The organism is Pedobacter sp. N36a, assembly GCF_014472395.1.
GTDB lineage: Bacteria > Bacteroidota > Bacteroidia > Sphingobacteriales > Sphingobacteriaceae > Pedobacter.
On sequence record NZ_JACSZW010000009.1, the window covers coordinates 87,255 to 103,642 of the forward strand.

The 16,388-nt window shown below is 36.5% G+C and carries 17 protein-coding genes; 7 read left to right on the top strand and 10 right to left on the bottom strand.

Features of this window, described 5'->3' with window-relative positions; translation table 11 throughout:
• Positions 1-259 precede the first annotated feature (259 nt).
• From H9X96_RS17425 to H9X96_RS17445, 5 genes are all read right to left on the bottom strand, one after another.
• The gene (locus tag H9X96_RS17425) at positions 260-634 is read right to left on the bottom strand and encodes a hypothetical protein (RefSeq protein WP_187667520.1); all 375 of its coding nucleotides are present in this window, start codon (positions 632-634) and stop codon (positions 260-262) included.
• 264 nt (positions 635-898) lie between these two features.
• Entirely contained in the window at positions 899-1,231 is a 333-nt protein-coding gene (locus H9X96_RS17430) for a hypothetical protein (RefSeq protein ID WP_187667521.1), read from the bottom strand.
• Between the two features lie 33 nt (positions 1,232-1,264).
• Positions 1,265-1,459 (bottom strand): hypothetical protein, encoded by a 195-nt coding sequence (locus tag H9X96_RS17435; protein ID WP_187667522.1) that lies wholly within the window; start codon positions 1,457-1,459, stop codon positions 1,265-1,267.
• A 13-nt stretch (positions 1,460-1,472) separates the two neighbouring features.
• Positions 1,473-1,862, bottom strand: a complete 390-nt coding sequence (locus H9X96_RS17440; RefSeq protein ID WP_187667523.1) for a hypothetical protein — start codon at positions 1,860-1,862, stop codon at positions 1,473-1,475.
• Between the two features lie 11 nt (positions 1,863-1,873).
• Positions 1,874-2,674 carry a DUF4595 domain-containing protein gene (locus H9X96_RS17445; RefSeq protein WP_187667524.1) on the bottom strand — a complete coding sequence of 267 codons (801 nt, stop codon included), beginning with the start codon at positions 2,672-2,674 and terminating at the stop codon, positions 1,874-1,876.
• Positions 2,675-2,757: 83 nt separating this feature from the next.
• On the opposite strand from H9X96_RS17445, the gene H9X96_RS17450 reads away from it, so the two are divergent.
• The 4 genes from H9X96_RS17450 (at position 2,758) to H9X96_RS17465 (ending at position 5,256) form a co-directional block, all read left to right on the top strand.
• On the top strand, positions 2,758-2,988 hold the full coding sequence (locus tag H9X96_RS17450) for a helix-turn-helix domain-containing protein (RefSeq protein WP_187667525.1): 231 nt from the start codon (positions 2,758-2,760) through the stop codon (positions 2,986-2,988).
• A gap of 199 nt (positions 2,989-3,187) precedes the next feature.
• Positions 3,188-3,466, top strand: a complete 279-nt coding sequence (locus H9X96_RS17455) for a hypothetical protein (RefSeq protein WP_187667526.1) — start codon at positions 3,188-3,190, stop codon at positions 3,464-3,466.
• 351 nt (positions 3,467-3,817) lie between these two features.
• Positions 3,818-4,624 carry a hypothetical protein gene (locus H9X96_RS17460; RefSeq protein WP_187667527.1) on the top strand — a complete coding sequence of 269 codons (807 nt, stop codon included), beginning with the start codon at positions 3,818-3,820 and terminating at the stop codon, positions 4,622-4,624.
• A gap of 146 nt (positions 4,625-4,770) precedes the next feature.
• The gene (locus H9X96_RS17465; protein WP_187667528.1) at positions 4,771-5,256 is read left to right on the top strand and encodes a hypothetical protein; all 486 of its coding nucleotides are present in this window, start codon (positions 4,771-4,773) and stop codon (positions 5,254-5,256) included.
• A 191-nt stretch (positions 5,257-5,447) separates the two neighbouring features.
• Here H9X96_RS17465 and gap read toward each other — a convergent pair whose 3' ends face one another.
• Genes gap through pfkA form a run of 3 tightly spaced genes read right to left on the bottom strand, consistent with a single transcriptional unit; the run spans position 5,448 to position 8,285 of the window.
• Entirely contained in the window at positions 5,448-6,449 is a 1,002-nt protein-coding gene (gene gap / locus H9X96_RS17470) for a type I glyceraldehyde-3-phosphate dehydrogenase (protein ID WP_187667529.1), read from the bottom strand.
• Between the two features lie 4 nt (positions 6,450-6,453).
• On the bottom strand, positions 6,454-7,296 hold the full coding sequence (locus H9X96_RS17475) for a hypothetical protein (protein WP_187667530.1): 843 nt from the start codon (positions 7,294-7,296) through the stop codon (positions 6,454-6,456).
• 2 nt (positions 7,297-7,298) lie between these two features.
• A complete protein-coding gene (gene pfkA, locus H9X96_RS17480; RefSeq protein ID WP_187667531.1) occupies positions 7,299-8,285 on the bottom strand; it encodes a 6-phosphofructokinase in 987 nt (328 codons plus the stop codon).
• Between the two features lie 563 nt (positions 8,286-8,848).
• Here pfkA and H9X96_RS17485 point away from each other — a divergent pair.
• The gene (locus H9X96_RS17485) at positions 8,849-9,538 is read left to right on the top strand and encodes an NUDIX domain-containing protein (RefSeq protein ID WP_187667532.1); all 690 of its coding nucleotides are present in this window, start codon (positions 8,849-8,851) and stop codon (positions 9,536-9,538) included.
• A 69-nt stretch (positions 9,539-9,607) separates the two neighbouring features.
• Here H9X96_RS17485 and H9X96_RS17490 read toward each other — a convergent pair whose 3' ends face one another.
• Positions 9,608-12,325, bottom strand: a complete 2,718-nt coding sequence (locus H9X96_RS17490; RefSeq protein ID WP_187667533.1) for an outer membrane beta-barrel protein — start codon at positions 12,323-12,325, stop codon at positions 9,608-9,610.
• A gap of 206 nt (positions 12,326-12,531) precedes the next feature.
• Positions 12,532-13,389: a hypothetical protein gene (locus H9X96_RS17495; RefSeq protein WP_062547144.1), complete on the bottom strand. Its 858-nt coding sequence runs from the start codon at positions 13,387-13,389 to the stop codon at positions 12,532-12,534.
• A gap of 458 nt (positions 13,390-13,847) precedes the next feature.
• Between H9X96_RS17495 and H9X96_RS17500 the strand changes: the two genes are divergently transcribed.
• Together H9X96_RS17500 and accC are read left to right on the top strand one after the other, a co-directional pair.
• Positions 13,848-14,891, top strand: a complete 1,044-nt coding sequence (locus H9X96_RS17500) for a low specificity L-threonine aldolase (RefSeq protein WP_187667534.1) — start codon at positions 13,848-13,850, stop codon at positions 14,889-14,891.
• A 7-nt stretch (positions 14,892-14,898) separates the two neighbouring features.
• Positions 14,899-16,386: an acetyl-CoA carboxylase biotin carboxylase subunit gene (gene accC, locus H9X96_RS17505; RefSeq protein WP_187667535.1), complete on the top strand. Its 1,488-nt coding sequence runs from the start codon at positions 14,899-14,901 to the stop codon at positions 16,384-16,386.
• The last annotated feature ends 2 nt before the right edge of the window (positions 16,387-16,388 follow it).

A 16,388-nucleotide genomic window follows, 5' to 3' on the forward strand; every position in this document is an offset into this window, starting at 1 on the left:
CTTTTCAAAAAAATATTTTTCTAAAAATTTGAAATCTTTTTAGAATACTAAGGTTTCCAGTTGAAGATTATCACATCAAGACCAGCGTAGATATGAAATCGTGGTTTAGGGTGGATAAAGAATTTCTATTTCTTTCACCTTTTGTAGAACAAACTGAATGGCCTAGAAAGAAGATTCTGTTTCGTTCTATGAATATGAAGTACTCTGTAGATCATTTAGTTTTTCAACACCCTACTCACTTCTAATTCATCATTGTATCTCAATCCGTTCCATAATCTAAATAGTTCCCAGGAATATAAAAGCTTGCTGAATAATATAATTCTTCGCCTGTACCTTTAAATTTTTCAAATGATTTCATATACCACTCAGGATCTTGTGGATAAGTCAGATAATTTTCAAATGTATCAACTGCGTAATAGACAAATTCTCCTGTCTCTTGATCCAAAATGTGCGGTTCTATACCATACACCCCTATGTCTTTTAACAACTCAACCCTCTGAAGAACTACATTAAACTGTTTTTCATTGAAATATGATATGCTAACTATATCAAAACCATCATTTAGATCCTTCAACCCATGGAAGAGGTGTTTTTGCAGGAATCTATCTCTTGCTTTCCTATGTTCATCCGTCATATTTTAAAGTTTAATGGTTAACAATCACCCAATAATATCAGACCAAGATTGAAGCCTTCAAGCCAAACTTGACTATCATCAATGGTTACATCAACAGCAAGCATGGTTTTAGCCCCTGTGGATTCATCAAAACAATAAATTGAACATCGATTGTAGTTGAAATCCATACTCAATTTCTCCTGACTGTTGATACAAGAGAGTAAATCATTATTGGTATGAATAATTTTGACGTTATCTGTCTGCGTATACCTCATATTCCCTCAATTACTTAAACCAGTTTTTTACTTTACTAATAATCTTATAGCTTGCTGATGAGTCAAGATTAACCATTGGCACCTCCTTGCTATCAATTAAGCCATTCTTCCTTTCAAGTTGCACCATTGCTGCGGTATTCAGCCCCTGTAAAAAATAAAACGCTTCATCAACTGTCTTATACTCAACAACTGTGTTTATATTCCATTTGGATTTTAAACTTGTCTGAATTCTCACCATACCATAAGCAACATCATATATGATCTCAGTATCACTATTTCCCATACTTAGTAACTTATTGGCATCATCTATTGCGGTTATAACATCTGACAGACTATACTTCATTATCAATTATTTAAATCAAAAATAGGTGACAAATCACACACCTTGTCTGTTAAACTCCCTAATCATTTCATTTGCTGTGTAATGACTTTCATCTACTATTGCAGCCAATCCAATGTCACCAGCCTTACTCGTACCATAGTTAATCAATAAAGTAGCAAAGATATTTGCAGTTAAAAACTGCTTAATGGTTAGTTCATTCATTGGCTCGTTGCCTGTTAATTGGTTCATATTATTTAATAATTTAAAGTCCTAAGTATTCGAAAACTGGTTTTAATCCCATATACATTATTCCTAAAACAGGCACCACAAAAAAAACACAAATCAAAATGAAAGACCATATCAAAAAAATGGTATTGCCTATAGGCTTGCTAACAAAGCAAAGTATTAGAATTAATGGCACAAATACCCCCACCAATAGCTTACCAGTTTCACCCCAATAGTCAACCTTTCCAAAGGCAACTAATACTAACGTACCTAATGTCACCACACCTAAAAATAAGGAGATTGGTGCTAGTATTGAGCCAATAATAAGCCCTTCCAACCAACTGAAGACAGGAAATGAGGAATTGTACCTTTGCTTAACTGGTTGCTGTTGCGGGCTACTAGTCCCTTTGGGGTTATAAAGCTTCATGTGAAAACTCTTTATTTGCAGTTAAATGATAAATTCACAATTTTTACTGCATTACGTTTATCTATATAGGTGATTTTAGTAACCTTATCATTCTTGTCAAAATCATAGGTGAAGCTGAAGTATTCACCTCCATGCGGAAACCTAACCGCTTTCAATAAATTACCTGAGCCTCCACCAAAGAATGATACAGGCAATTGGAATGGCGTAAAATAATCCGATAAGTACCAATCTGGCATTATGAATTTATTTAAAGCAAAATCAACACCTTCAATAGCTTTTCTGTCTTGGTAATACTCCAAACTATAGGTTTCGGTATATTGGTTAGGAGTACCTATTCCACCAGTCGCTATTACTGATATAAGGTTTCCATTTTGATATTTAAACTCCTTCGTATGGTATAGCTTATTATCTGTTTTGTAATAATTACTAATTTTAGTCACATATCCATCAGACGAATATTCTACTTTTGAATAGTCATTCCATGCAGATGGAAATGAAAATTCAACTACCCTATTTGATGATAATAATAGATCATAGGTGGTGTTCGAAGGCAATTCATTTACTGTTATTCTATCAGACTTGTAGTTAAATGTCCTTTTAGCAGGGAGAACATATGCACCTGAACCTTTAGTAATATTCTCTGTAATGATTCTATCATTGGCATCATAAGCATAATTAATAGATACATTACTCTCCTCCCAATTTGTAATATAACACATGTTATTATTTGTTTGAGATTCTTTTGATGGTTCTTTTTTGCAGGAAAAAGAAATAAAAATGGAAAGTATTAAGAGAGACAAAATCTGTTTCATAGAAAAAAATGAAGTACTAATATAATAATATTATACGACATGTCGTATACGATTGGCGGTATTTAATATGAAATTTTGTTTTGATGGCCACAAAGAACCCACGAAACGAAAAAGTCATTAAACAATTCGGCATTAACGTACGCAAATTCAGAGAGTTGAAGGGGCTGAAGATGGTTGAATTAGCGGTGCTATGTGAGGTTGAATATGGTACAATCAGCACTATAGAACGTGGCCTCGTTAATTGTACAATAAGTACTGCGCACTCAGTTGCCAAGGCATTAGAAGTGACCATGGATCAATTATTTGAAGATTAAGCATCATCACTTAAATACAAAGTGTCTACTTCAATTTATGGGGTACAAGATTTTGTTTTGTTCATTAGTAGGCACCAGCGCTTTTGCAGAACTAATATGCTCCTAAAATGAGAGGGAAGGTGGTGATCTTAATCGTGTGTGTTATAAAACATGTGATACGCTTATTATCTGTATCACATAGTATTGTAAATACGGCAATGTGTCCTATCCGAAATCTTCAAAACAATTAACCTCAAAATGGTTTTATCTGCTTAAAAAAGATGATAAAGAGAATATTAACGCTATTTATTATTCTGCGCAGGTATGTAGCCGCCTCGAAATTAAATTAAAAGGTGGTTTGCCCAGTTCTAAAGGAAATAGGACTCTCGGTTCCTCTCCAGCAAGAGCTAATGCTTTTGCGGTTTCAATATTACTTAAATCAGAAAATAATCAATATGTGCTTTCCGGAGCACGGGTTAGCTCAGACACCGGATATTAAACGTTGAAATCATTAATTGTAACTATACGAGTCTTTCGTTCTATTTCAGGATTAGACATAAGTTTACCCATTCTTCCATCTCTATAGGGATATACTCATTGTGTGTTTTAACATCATTGTTAAGTTTATTTCTTATTCTCTTCCTGTGTATAAAAGCGTTAATTAAAATTAAATGAGCTTATTTTCAGTCACTTATATTGATGTTGGCTTGACTTTTTTATTTTAAGGTTTATAGTTGTTGTAGTGTGTTTTATTATAGCAAATGGATGCAGTGTAGTAACCTGCCTAAAACATTCCTATAGCCACGAAAGAGTGGATAGTTAAGGGAGAAGAGTTAAGAGTAAATGTTGTATGTTAAAGGTAGTAAAAAAAGAAAGAAAGAAAAGATATAATAATGAAATTGATAGAAAGCAGGCAGTTAGAATAACTAAAGCAAAGTATCAAAGACAATATAGACAAGATCAAAAAGTAAAAAAGAAAGAAGAAGAAGCAAGATTTAGCAATGTTACTTATCAGAATGATATTTATAACAGTATAAAAGATTTAGACTTCAATTATCAGATAACATTAAGATTTAACAAGTTTACCAGTATTGAATGCGCAACTAGTGCCGCACAATATTTTATAAAAAGATTAGGTAATGGTATTACAAATGTTGTGAGCACACCTGAATATGGTGCAGATCATAATGTACACATGCATTTAGCTATTCAATTTAGTAAACAATTTTTATTCCTATATACGGATGATAAACTGATTAAAAACTATTTGTATAGTATATGGAACAACAATAAAAGAAGGAATGGAGCAGTTTGGGTTGGACAATTTCTAAATGAAATTCATAAAAAAAATTACCTTAAATATATGTTTAAGCAGGTGTTACCCCAATCTCAATGGCATTACAAACAAAAACAAGTAGATCTATATCACATTCATGCTTTTGATATCCCGACAAGAATAAATGATTGTATGAATATTCTGAATACCGTATTGAATAAGGCTAATTCAGTGCCTACAATTAATTGCATTGGTATCGCTAATACGGAAGCTCATATGGAAAAGATAATGCGGTACAGGGGTTTTAAATCATTAATGACAAAATACAAGTATCAGGCAGTCACCATTGTAATGGCTGCGGTATGGATGTTACTTATATGAAAAGACTACACGTTATAGTTACCCATTGTATCTTACTATAACTGGGTTTATTTTATGTTTTAATATGAAGAAATAGCCCCCTTTACAAATATTATGATTTGTATGGTCATGGGATTCCAATGCAGAAAAATAACTATTATTGTCTTATGGAATATGGTGTTTTAATTGAAAGTAAGTTAGATCTTTTGGAAATGTTATTCGGGCAAACTTTTTTGAGCACAACAAGGAAAAATTATCTAATTGAGTTCGAAAATAGCAATGTGGTGGATGAGATGGAAATCTTGAATGAGTTTTTTACTCAACTACTAAGCAGTGCGCCAACAAAAAAAAATAAAAAAGATTTGAATCACCTAACGACACTTATAGACACTTATACCTTTTTAATTAGTGAATATAAAAATATAACTAGGATCTCCCATCTTCCTAGTAACTTAAAGCGTCAGGTGCTATTTCAATATTTGCGTAAGCATATCAAAACACAACCGATCAATCCTAAGGAATTATTAATAGCGGCAATAAAGGAAGTAAATAAGCCTGTAATTGTGAATGTCGAAAAGTTAACACCAACACAAATAGCTGATAATAACGCTCTAATTGGATTTAAACGTAGAACTAAGCCCAGTAGATCTTAATTATTTTGGAACCTATATTGGAACCTTTTTGCTAAAAATCACCTTTTTTAAGCTTAAATAGAGGAGTGATGAAAATGAAGTATTAGGAAGAATGGTGTTTAAGGCACTAAAAAAGCACATTATACAAGAAAGGGATGTTCCATCCAGACACATCCCTTTTCTAACCAAATATAAACCTGTATGAACGGGTTTTACTTTAAATTTCCGTAGTATTCTACGAACTTAGCTAATGCATTAGAATAGCCCCATTCGTTATCATACCAAGAAACCACTTTCACGAAGTTGTCATTTAATGCAATACCTGCATTTGCATCGAAAATTGACGCATGATCATCTCCTATAAAGTCAGAAGAAACTACTTCGTCTTCTGTATATCCTAGCACACCTTTCAAGTAACCTTCTGAGGCTGCTTTCATGGCTGCTTTAATTTCTTCATAAGTTGCTGCTTTTTCCAGACGAACTGTTAAATCAACAACAGATACGTCAGCTACCGGTACACGGAAAGCCATACCTGTTAATTTTCCTTTTAAAGCAGGAATTACTTTTGCTACTGCTTTCGCTGCACCAGTTCCAGAAGGGATAATGTTAGAGAAACCTCCACGTCCACCTCTCCAGTCCTTAGCTGAAGGACCATCTACTGTTTTTTGTGTTGCAGTTACTGCGTGTACTGTGCTCATCAAGCCTTCAACGATACCGAAGTTGTCGTTTAATACTTTAGCGATTGGCGCCAAACAGTTAGTAGTACAAGAAGCGTTAGAAACTACAGTTTGATCAGAAGTTAATAACTCATGGTTTACACCCATTACGTAAGTAGGGATGGAATCATCTTTTGCAGGAGCAGAAAGAACTACTCTTTTAGCACCAGCTTGAATATGTTTTTCAGCATCAACCTGAGTTAAGAATAAACCTGTAGACTCAATTACTGTTTCTACACCTACTTCATTCCATTTTAAGTTTGCTGGATCTCTTTCCGCAGTGATACGGATTGTTTTTCCATTTACTACAAGGTGTCCGTTTACTACTTCAATAGTACCATCAAAACGACCGTGTGTAGTATCGTATTTTAACATATAAGCCATGTAATCCGGCTCAACTAAATCATTGATTGCAACAATATCTAATCCTCTTTTTAAAGCAGCTCTAAAAACCAGTCTGCCGATACGGCCAAAGCCGTTTATTCCAATTTTGCTCATTTTGTTAATTTGAATAGTAGTTTAGTAAATTATATATCGGTTCTTTAGTAATCGATGTTATTTCCAGGTCATGCTTTTTTGCAGTTGCCCGCAGCTCTTCCTGAAAGTTTCCGGCCACAAGTCCTACAAAATGTATTTCTTTACCGGGATGTAATTTCAATGTTGGCAACAAATAAGTGTTAAAATAACTTTCAAACCCTTTCTCTATTATTCCTAACAAAAATTTATCATTTCTGTTTTCTAAAAAGAAGTCAAAGAAAGAACTTAGAAACTGCTGAGCCAGAGGGCGTTTGTATACGCGTTCAAGGATTTGAGGCCTGTCCAGGTTATACTTCAGTTCAAACTTTTTATGTAAATCCTTTGGCAGTTTATCCTGAACAAAATACTTTAAAAGTGTTTTTCCAAGGTAATTAGCCGAACCTTCATCTCCCAGGATATATCCCAGTCCAAAGTTGTTCTTCTCCGGTTTCTTTCCGTCGTAATAAGCACAATTTGCTCCGCTTCCCAATAAACCTACAATTCCAGGGTTATTGTAACAGGCAGAGATCGCTGCACCATATAGGTCGTCCTTAACCGTTATTTTACTATATCTAAAGAACATTCCAAGCGTTTCCGCTAACTCATTTCTTCTTTCTTCTGAGGAAGCACCAGCAGCAAAAACATATATTTTCTTAATGCTTTCTGCGTGATTCACCAGAATAGATTTTTTATTTAAGAATTGAAGTATAGACTTCTGGTCATTAAAACAGGGATTAATTCCTGGCATATTGCATTCAGCAATGGTTTTTCCATCTTGTGCAATTTTCCAGTACGCTGTTTTAGATCCACTGTAAACTACGGCTATCATAATTAAATGGATAAAACCTTAGTCATTTCTAACAGGTCGCTTTCCAATTTAAAAGTGTGCCTGGTTAGCGCTTCGTCTATACTCGTCGTCTTTATATCATTTCCACGTAATCCAACCATTTGCATGGTACTTCCTTTCAACAATTCATTTACAGCTGCAAAGCCTAAACGACTGCCTAAAATTCGGTCGAAACTACTTGGGCTACCTCCACGTTGCAGGTGGCCTAATATCGTAACTTTCGTATCATAGTGGTTAAAACTCTCTTTTACCTTTTTCGCAACATCATAAGCACCACCGGCTTTATGGCCTTCTGATACAATGACAATACTCGAAGATTTCTTGGTAGATGCACCAATTGCCAATTGTGAGATCAGTTCATCCAGGCTGGTTTCTTTTTCCGGTAGGAGTACTGCTTCTGCGCCGCTGGCAATCGCACTTCTCAAGGCAATACATCCCGAATCTCTGCCCATTACTTCAATAAAGAATAAACGGTCATGGGAATCGGCAGTATCTCTGATTTTATCTATTGCTTCAATAACGGTATTTATTGCCGTATCGTATCCTAAAGTGAAATCTGAGCCGTATAAATCATTGTCGATCGTGCCTGGAATTCCAATTACACGAATTCCGAACTTCTTTCCAAAAAGCTGTGCGCCTGTAAATGTACCATCACCTCCAATCACTACCAAGCCGTCAATATCACGGGCTTTTAAGTTTTCAAAAGCCAGCTGCATTCCTTCTTCAGTCTTAAACTCTAGGCAACGCGCTGTTTTTAAAATGGTACCACCTAGGTGTATGATGTTACTAACGGATCTTGCGTCCATTGGATTGATGTTATTATTGATCAAGCCCTGATAGCCCTGCAAAACCCCAAACATGTTGATTCCATTGTATATGCCGGTACGTACTACTGCTCTAATGCAGGCGTTCATCCCTGGAGCGTCTCCTCCAGATGTCAATACGGCGATATTTTTAATATTTGGTTTCATGATTTGTGATTACGAATATAGCGTGTATTTTTTACACTAAGTAATTTATTTTTTATTTTCCTATGTAATTAGGATGCAAGTGTATTTTTTTGCCTCAATGTTTAAAAATTTAATATTTTTTATAGGTTGATCAAAGATATTGTTGCTGTAATGATTTAGCAGCGCCAGGAAAAACAAAGTTTCAGGCCATCATTTCTACAAAAATCAGCATCTAATCTTTATAAACAAGATTCATCATCCCTGCATCCGAAGGATTAGCGCATGCAATATAGAAAACACGACTGAAAAATCCGACTCATAACCTCATTTCCTGCCAGTTTCTTTTGCAACATTATTTTTATAATTATACTTTTCATTTTGTTTTTAACTTAAATCCTGTTAATCTTGTTAAAACGAGATCTTATTTAAGAACTTTATAGATTAAACCCGAGTGAAGGGGATGGAAAGTACAGCAGCGGGTGTAAGGGAAAAGAATAGAAAAGATAAATAATCTACAAAAATTAACGCCTTAATTTAATTCAAGGCAGATTGAAAAATAAGTTTGATAAATAAAATTAGATATTTTGAAAGAAGTCTTACCAAAGTTTAATTCCACTTTCTCGATTGATTGTGTGCTGTTTGGATTTGATGAAGGAGAATTGAAAATTCTTTTGATTGAAAGAAATGAAGAACCATTTAAGGACTGGTGGGCATTGCCAGGAAATATAGTTGGAGAAGACGAAAGTTTAGACCAGTCGGCCTCCCGTATTTTGCATGAGCTAACCGGTTTAGGGGATGTTTATATGGAACAATATTACACTTTTGGGGATGTAAACCGACATCCACAAGGAAGGGTAGTTAGTATTGCCTATTATGCGCTATTGAGATTAGGAGGCGATAAAGCCCTGAAACCACTGAGCAATTATGCCAAACAAGCCCATTGGATTAATGTGAATAACTTACCAAAGCTGGCATTCGATCATCAGCAGATCTTCGATAAAGGGCTAGAGAAAATTAAAAGAAGAATCAAACACCAGCCTATTGCTTTTGAGCTGTTACCGGAGAAATTTACCCTCACACAATTGCAAAATGTGTATGAGATTATCCTGAGTAAAAAACTGGATAAAAGAAACTTTAGAAAAAAGATGCTGAGCTTCGGCGTGTTGAAAGACCTGGAAGAAAAACAAAAAGGAGTAAGCTTCAGAGCCGCAACCTTGTATAAATTCGACAAGCGTAAATACGCCAAATTATTTGGCAAAGAGATCTCTTTTTAATCTCCATAACTCATCAACAAAATGGCCGAGGCATGATTTATGCCGCGGCCATTTTGTTTCATTTCTTTTTTATTTCCCCTTGTGCATAGTAATTTTATACTGGTAGGTAGCTAAAAAGTACCGCTTAAGGATCTGCTGTTGAGAGGTGCCTACAGAATTTTCATTTGCATACTGGTATACAGAAATGCTTTGATCCAAGAGGTCAAATACAGAGAGTTTTAATTGACCACGGTCCTTTTTTAACATTTGAATAGTAACGGCAAGGTTTAGAATATTAGCGCTTTTAGAAAAACCTTGTGTGATTTTTGGATTATAGTTGAAATTATACTTACTATCGATGATGATTCTTTTTGGCCACCTCAAGGTCAGCTCTGCTCCAATATTGTGTGATGGATTGTTAATAGTCTTATAATTAACCATCTTATAAGTCGTAATCGAATGGTTAAAATCGTACTTCGTCTTGATACTGAATAAGGATTGGTAGTTAAAATTGATTCCCTGACCAGCTCCAAGGTAGTAATTGTACTGTATGCCTTCATCTTGATTTAAGTAGAAAGCGTTTCGATTCATATTAAAAGAGAAATTATTATTTAACCCAATTTGCCAATCCTGAGATTTTTTAAATTGCTTACCAATATGCCCTCCCACATAACCATTAATACTACCATTTTTATTGATTGGGGTGGTTGTGCTGGCGCCATTGGCATCTATCGTGTTTTTTTCTATCGTATTGTTTTCCGAGAAGGTTAATCCACCATACATATTGAAATTGATTTGTTTTTCATGGCTATACTTATAGATATTTCCTGATAGTTCACGATTGTATTTGGGCTTAAGATCTGGGTTTCCGATATACTTTTGCAGTTGGGTATATTCTCTTATAATGGGTTGTATTTGGGCGATTCTAGGTTGTTCAATGTTTTCTGTATAGGATATAGAAAAGCTGGGCCCCTCTACTGCTATAGCAGGAAATAAGTTGAAGTATTTTTGATGCTGATCTTCCACATCCCGGTTGAACTTGTTTTTTACATTTTGAAGCGCCACATTAACACCGATTTTGATACGGTATTCTTTTGCAAAGGTGTAAGAAAGCTGTGGCCTTAGGTTTTCGGACCAGGTAGTTCTGCTCAAGTCGCTGCTTTGGTTTACCAACAAGAGGTTGTAAAGATCGTTCTCTGGGTTTTTATCATAGCTCGATATTTTTTCTGAGGAATTTGCATAGTTCGCTCCAGCATTCAGTTCAAGCTGTAGGGTTTCGGTAAATGGATAGCTGTAATCGACGCTGATAGCTGCATTATTTGATTTGTCATTGTTGTTTTCTAATCGATCAAAAAGCTCCGGTTTGATGGCTTCTACGTAAGATTTTAAATCGTACAGGGAGAAACTTTTTGAGGTATTTTTATTTAAGTATAGGGAATGCTGGATATTGATCGACTCGCCTTCCTTTCTTAGTCGCCTGTAATAGGAAGCTTTATGAGAAAACTCGCTGTTATTCCGTTTGGAATTTGAATTGTTAAGCAGGTCACTCAGTTTCGGATGCAGCGTGTTGAAAGTATTGCTAGCAGCAGCACCTTCTTGTTTGTCAAAGCCGAGATTCAGCTGTGGCTGATATTTAAATTGATTTAAGGTATCAGGATACCATTCAATTAAGCCACCAATGGCGTGTTTATCCTTACCGATCCATCTCGCGGAAGTAGAAGCGGATGTGATTTTCAGGTCTGCTAAGTTTTGTTCATTAAAAGTGCTGGAAGCAGAGGTCGTATTCGTATTGGTATAGAAGTAGCTCAGGTTGCTTTTTAATTTTTTTTCATAATTGTTATTAATGTTAAGGCCGCCAGCGGTTACCTTTTCCATATTGCCACCCCAATTTCTACCGCCAAAGGTGCCGTCGTAATATCCGGAACCACCAGAGCGGTTAAAACCTCCCATATTGTACAATTCATCCTGAGAGAAACCTGTTTTATTCAGGTTATTGGATAATCCGATTAGGCTCACCTGCAGTGTATCTCTGAAGTTACTCAGAATGCCGCCAGTCTCATAGCGGTCGCGGCTACCTCCACCGCCATAAAATTTGCCTATAGTGCTTTTCTTGATTTTGCTTTTTAATTTAAGGTTGATTATTTTAGTTACTTTCATTGCACTAATCTTGTGACCAGGATCGTTTTCCCGATCATCATAAATCTGAATCTGATCCAATAAATCAGCATCGAGATTTCGCGTGGCTACCAATGGATCGTTTCCAAAGAACTCCTTGCCATCAATCAGAAGTTTACTGACCTTCTTTCCATTCACAAGAATGGAACCGTCAGTGTTGACTTGTACACCCGGTAGTTCTCTCAGCAACTCTTCTACCACAGCATTAGGCCTGGTTTTGAAAGCTTCAGTATTAAATTCTATGGTGTCTTTTTTGACCACTATCGGTGATCTTTCCCCCTGAATAACTACTTCTTTCAACTGAGTGCCCTTCAACAGCAACCTGCCAAAGTCTTTGATTTCCCCTGCTTTTAATTCCAGATGCTGTTTATGTGTAGGATAACCCACATAAGAAATAATCAGTTTTGTAGGGCGATCTATGGGAATGCCCGATAAATTAAAACCTCCCTTTTTATCAGATAAGGTATAAGAGATTAAAGTGGTGTCTTTTGAGTTGACCACCGCAATAGTGGCAAATTCTATAGGTGCATTACTGTTGGAATCAGCTAAAGAACCTTTTATAGTGGCTTTATTTTGTGCGTAGGTATTGGACGCTATTAAAAATAGCAGGAGAGCAGCTGAAATTTTAAACATGAAGAGGGCGTTGTAGGGTTTGTTTGTTTGTTTGTTTGTTTGTTTGTTTGTTTGTTTGTTTTCTTTTTAGGAAAAACATTTAGTTACCCAAGTATACTGCATTTTCGTAACGATGTGTAGTTAAATTATGTTAAAACGTTTATTGGTTAAAAAAAAAGAGGATACCTGATTCAGGTATCCTCTTTTACTTTATAGTAATTATGTGATTATTTATTCACAGTATTCATGTGGTAGTCCACTAAATCATCTATAGGAGAACGGATCACTTTACCAACGCCCATTTCGTATCTATCCGCCACTTGGCTTAAAATATCTCTGAAGCTATAACCTACAGATCCAACACAGTTTAACGTGTACTCTTTATAGTTTGGATAATGAATCACCAAATTCTCAAAGAATGCTGTAAATGCGAAATCTACTGTAGAGAAGGTATAATCTTCGTAATTGTCTTTATAGTCATATAAGAACTTGCTGAAACCAGCACAAAAACGATTCGGAAGTGGTTTATTATAAATGTGGTCAAAAATGTCCTCATTCGTTAAGGCGAAGTTATCATAGAAACTTTCTCTTAAACCTTTAGGCATATAACCTTTCATGTAATCACTAAGGATTCTTTTTCCGATATAACATCCACTACCTTCATCACCCAGGAAATAGCCCAGAGAATCAATGTTCATGGTAATGTCTTTACCGTCATACAAACAAGAGTTTGTACCTGTGCCTAATATCGCTGCAAAACCAGGCTCATCACCTAGTAAAGCACGGCATGAAGCCAATAAATCGTGTCCTATGTTGATCTTTGCATTAGGAAAAACCTGCTGCATAGCATCTGCTACAATCTTGCGCTTGGCATCTGTTGAACAACCTGCACCATAGTAATTTACTTCGGTAAGTTTATCAGTTTCTAAATGATCCGGAAGAGATTTTCTTAACGAACCAACAATATATGCTGTGTCTGAAAAGTATGGATTGTATCCCTCTGTATTAAATAGAATTTTTCTGCCTGCTTCATTAATTAAACACCAATTGGTTTTGGTTGAACCACCATCTGCAATAACTATCATCTTAATTTGTTTTTTTCGGGATAAAAGTAAATAATCCTAACACTTTTGTAGGGTTTTTTTTCATAAATTTAATTCTTTGGTTTAAGATTTTAAATAATTTTCCGCCTTTATTATGCAAATAAGGCCGTTTTTGCTCGTTTTATTTATTGATTTAAAGTTACCATATTGTTAAAAAAACACTAAGCCTAAAATACACTTGTTATTTTGAAATCCAAATTTAAAATCAAGCATTTACCGGAATTGATATTTTAATTGGGAGAAAAGGACTTTTTGTGAATTTAAAAAACCTTGATTAAGGAGTAAATAAACGTTTTAGTCGCCTTAAAAGCTATTTTTTTATAAAAGACACTTATTATTGATTTAATGTAATTATCTCGTTAGCTCAGTGGATTTTGTACTGCACCTCTTTTTAACGACATTTAAAAAGTTAATATTTGTAGACAAGGTTATAACATAAGATGATAGGAATAAAGATTGATTTGAGAAGCGATACCGTGACCAAACCAGCGGCAGGCATGCTGGAAGCAATGATGACAGCGAAGGTTGGTGATGATGTTTTCGGAGAAGACGAAACCGTTCATCAGCTGGAAACAAAGCTGGCCACAATGTTTAATATGGAAGCCGGATTGTTTTGCCCCTCAGGAACAATGACCAATCAGATCGCCATCAAATGTTTTACCCAGCCTATGGATGAGGTGATTTGTGACCAGACCGCACATGTATACCGATATGAAGGTGGTGGGATTGCTTACCATTCGTTGGCCTCTGTCAGATTGCTAAATGGCCCGCGTGGTATCATCAGCCCAGAAATGATAGAGCCAGAAATCAATGACGAAAATATTCATTATCCAAATTCAAGCCTGGTGGTTTTAGAAAATACCGTCAACAAAGGGGGAGGTGCTTGTTATCATTTGGCCCAAATCGAACCCATCCACACCTTATGTAATATTAAAGGACTAAAACTACACCTTGATGGTGCCAGAATATTTAACGCCCTCGTGGCTACCGGAAATTCGGCAAAACATTATGGACAATACTTCGACGGTATTTCTGTCTGTCTTTCCAAAGGATTAGGTGCCCCTGTAGGCTCCGTTTTATTGGGCAGCAAAGAGACGATTAGAAAAGCACTGAAAATTCGTAAAGCATTTGGAGGTGGCATGAGACAATCCGGATTTCTGGCTGCGGCTGGTATTTACGCACTGGATCACCATGTGCAAAGGTTATCTATTGATCACGATCATGCTAAATCTCTAGCTGCGGCACTAAAACAAGTCAATTATGTGGTATCAGTGATGCCCGTGGAAACAAATATTGTAATTTTTGAAGTCGCATCAGGCTTTAAAGCAGAAAATATTGTCCATCTCTTGGCCGAAAAGGGTATTGCCTGCAATACTTTCGGACCTAAAACAGTCCGCATGGTGACACATCTTGACATTTCCTCCGAGATGATCGACCGCGCCATAGAAATCATTTTACATTTACATCCTTCTGCCCATAAATAACCTTTACATGAAGAAAATTTTGATAGCCAATAGGGGCGAGATTGCCTTGCGTATCATGCGCTCTGCACGTGAAATGGGGATTAAAACCGTAGCTGTTTATTCAGAAGCCGATAGAACTGCACTTCATGTGCGCTATGCCGATGAAGCCGTCTGCATCGGACCGGCTGCATCAAATCAAAGTTACCTGCTTGGGAAAAAAATCATTGAAGCCTGCCAGATTACCGGCGCTGATGCAATCCATCCAGGTTACGGTTTCTTGTCAGAAAATGCTGGTTTTGCAAGACTAGTGAAGGCCGCTGGCCTGATACTAATCGGTCCAACACCGGAAGCAATGGAAATCATGGGAAATAAGCTTTCTGCAAAAGCGGCGGCATTGAAATACAAGATTCCAATGGTTCCAGGAACCGAAGAGGCCATTACGGATATTGAAGAAGCAAAATCCAGAGCGGTAGCAGTAGGTTTTCCTATCCTGATCAAAGCCGCTGCTGGCGGTGGTGGAAAAGGTATGCGTGTGGTAGAAAAAGTAAGTGATTTTGAAGAGCAAATGCAACTGGCTGTGAGCGAAGCCACTTCGGCTTTTGGTGATGGTGCCGTATTTATTGAACGTTACGTTTCTTCACCCCGACATATAGAAATACAGGTGCTGGGCGATGCCCATGGTAACATTGTGCATCTTTTTGAGCGGGAATGTTCTGTTCAGCGCAGACATCAAAAGGTGATCGAAGAAGCGCCTTCGAGCGTGCTTACAGTAGAAATTCGAGCAAAGATGGGTAAATGTGCGGTAGATGTAGCCAGATCAGTGAACTATGTAGGGGCAGGTACTGTGGAATTTATTCTCGATGAAAACCTCGATTTCTTTTTTTTGGAAATGAATACCAGGCTTCAGGTAGAACATCCGGTAACGGAATTGATCACAGGACTGGATCTTGTCAAAGAGCAGATTAAAATAGCGAGAGGCGAAGTACTTTCCTATGCACAGGAAGACTTGAAGATTCATGGTCATGCCATTGAATTGAGGGTATATGCGGAAGATCCAGATAATAATTTCTTACCTGATATAGGAGTGCTTGAAGTATATCAGACACCAAAAGGAAATGGGGTACGTGTAGATGATGGTTTTGAACAAGGCATGGAAATCCCTATTTATTACGATCCAATGATCGCCAAATTGATTACTTACGGTCAGAACCGGGAGGAGGCAATAGAAAGAATGGTTAGGGCTATTGACGAATATCACATTACCGGGATAAAAACTACGCTGGGTTTTGGTAAATTTGTCATGCAGCATGAAGCCTTTAAATCAGGGAATTTCAACACACATTTTGTGAGTAAATATTTTAGTCCGGACCGGATGAAGCTTAATGATGAAAATGAAGCGCTGATGGCAGCAGTCGTCGCTGCAATAACTTATAAAAAGAAACCCAATGTATTGATTGCTGAACCTCAGGGACAGCAAATCAGCAATTGGAAAAGAAACCGTACAAAATATAATTAGCA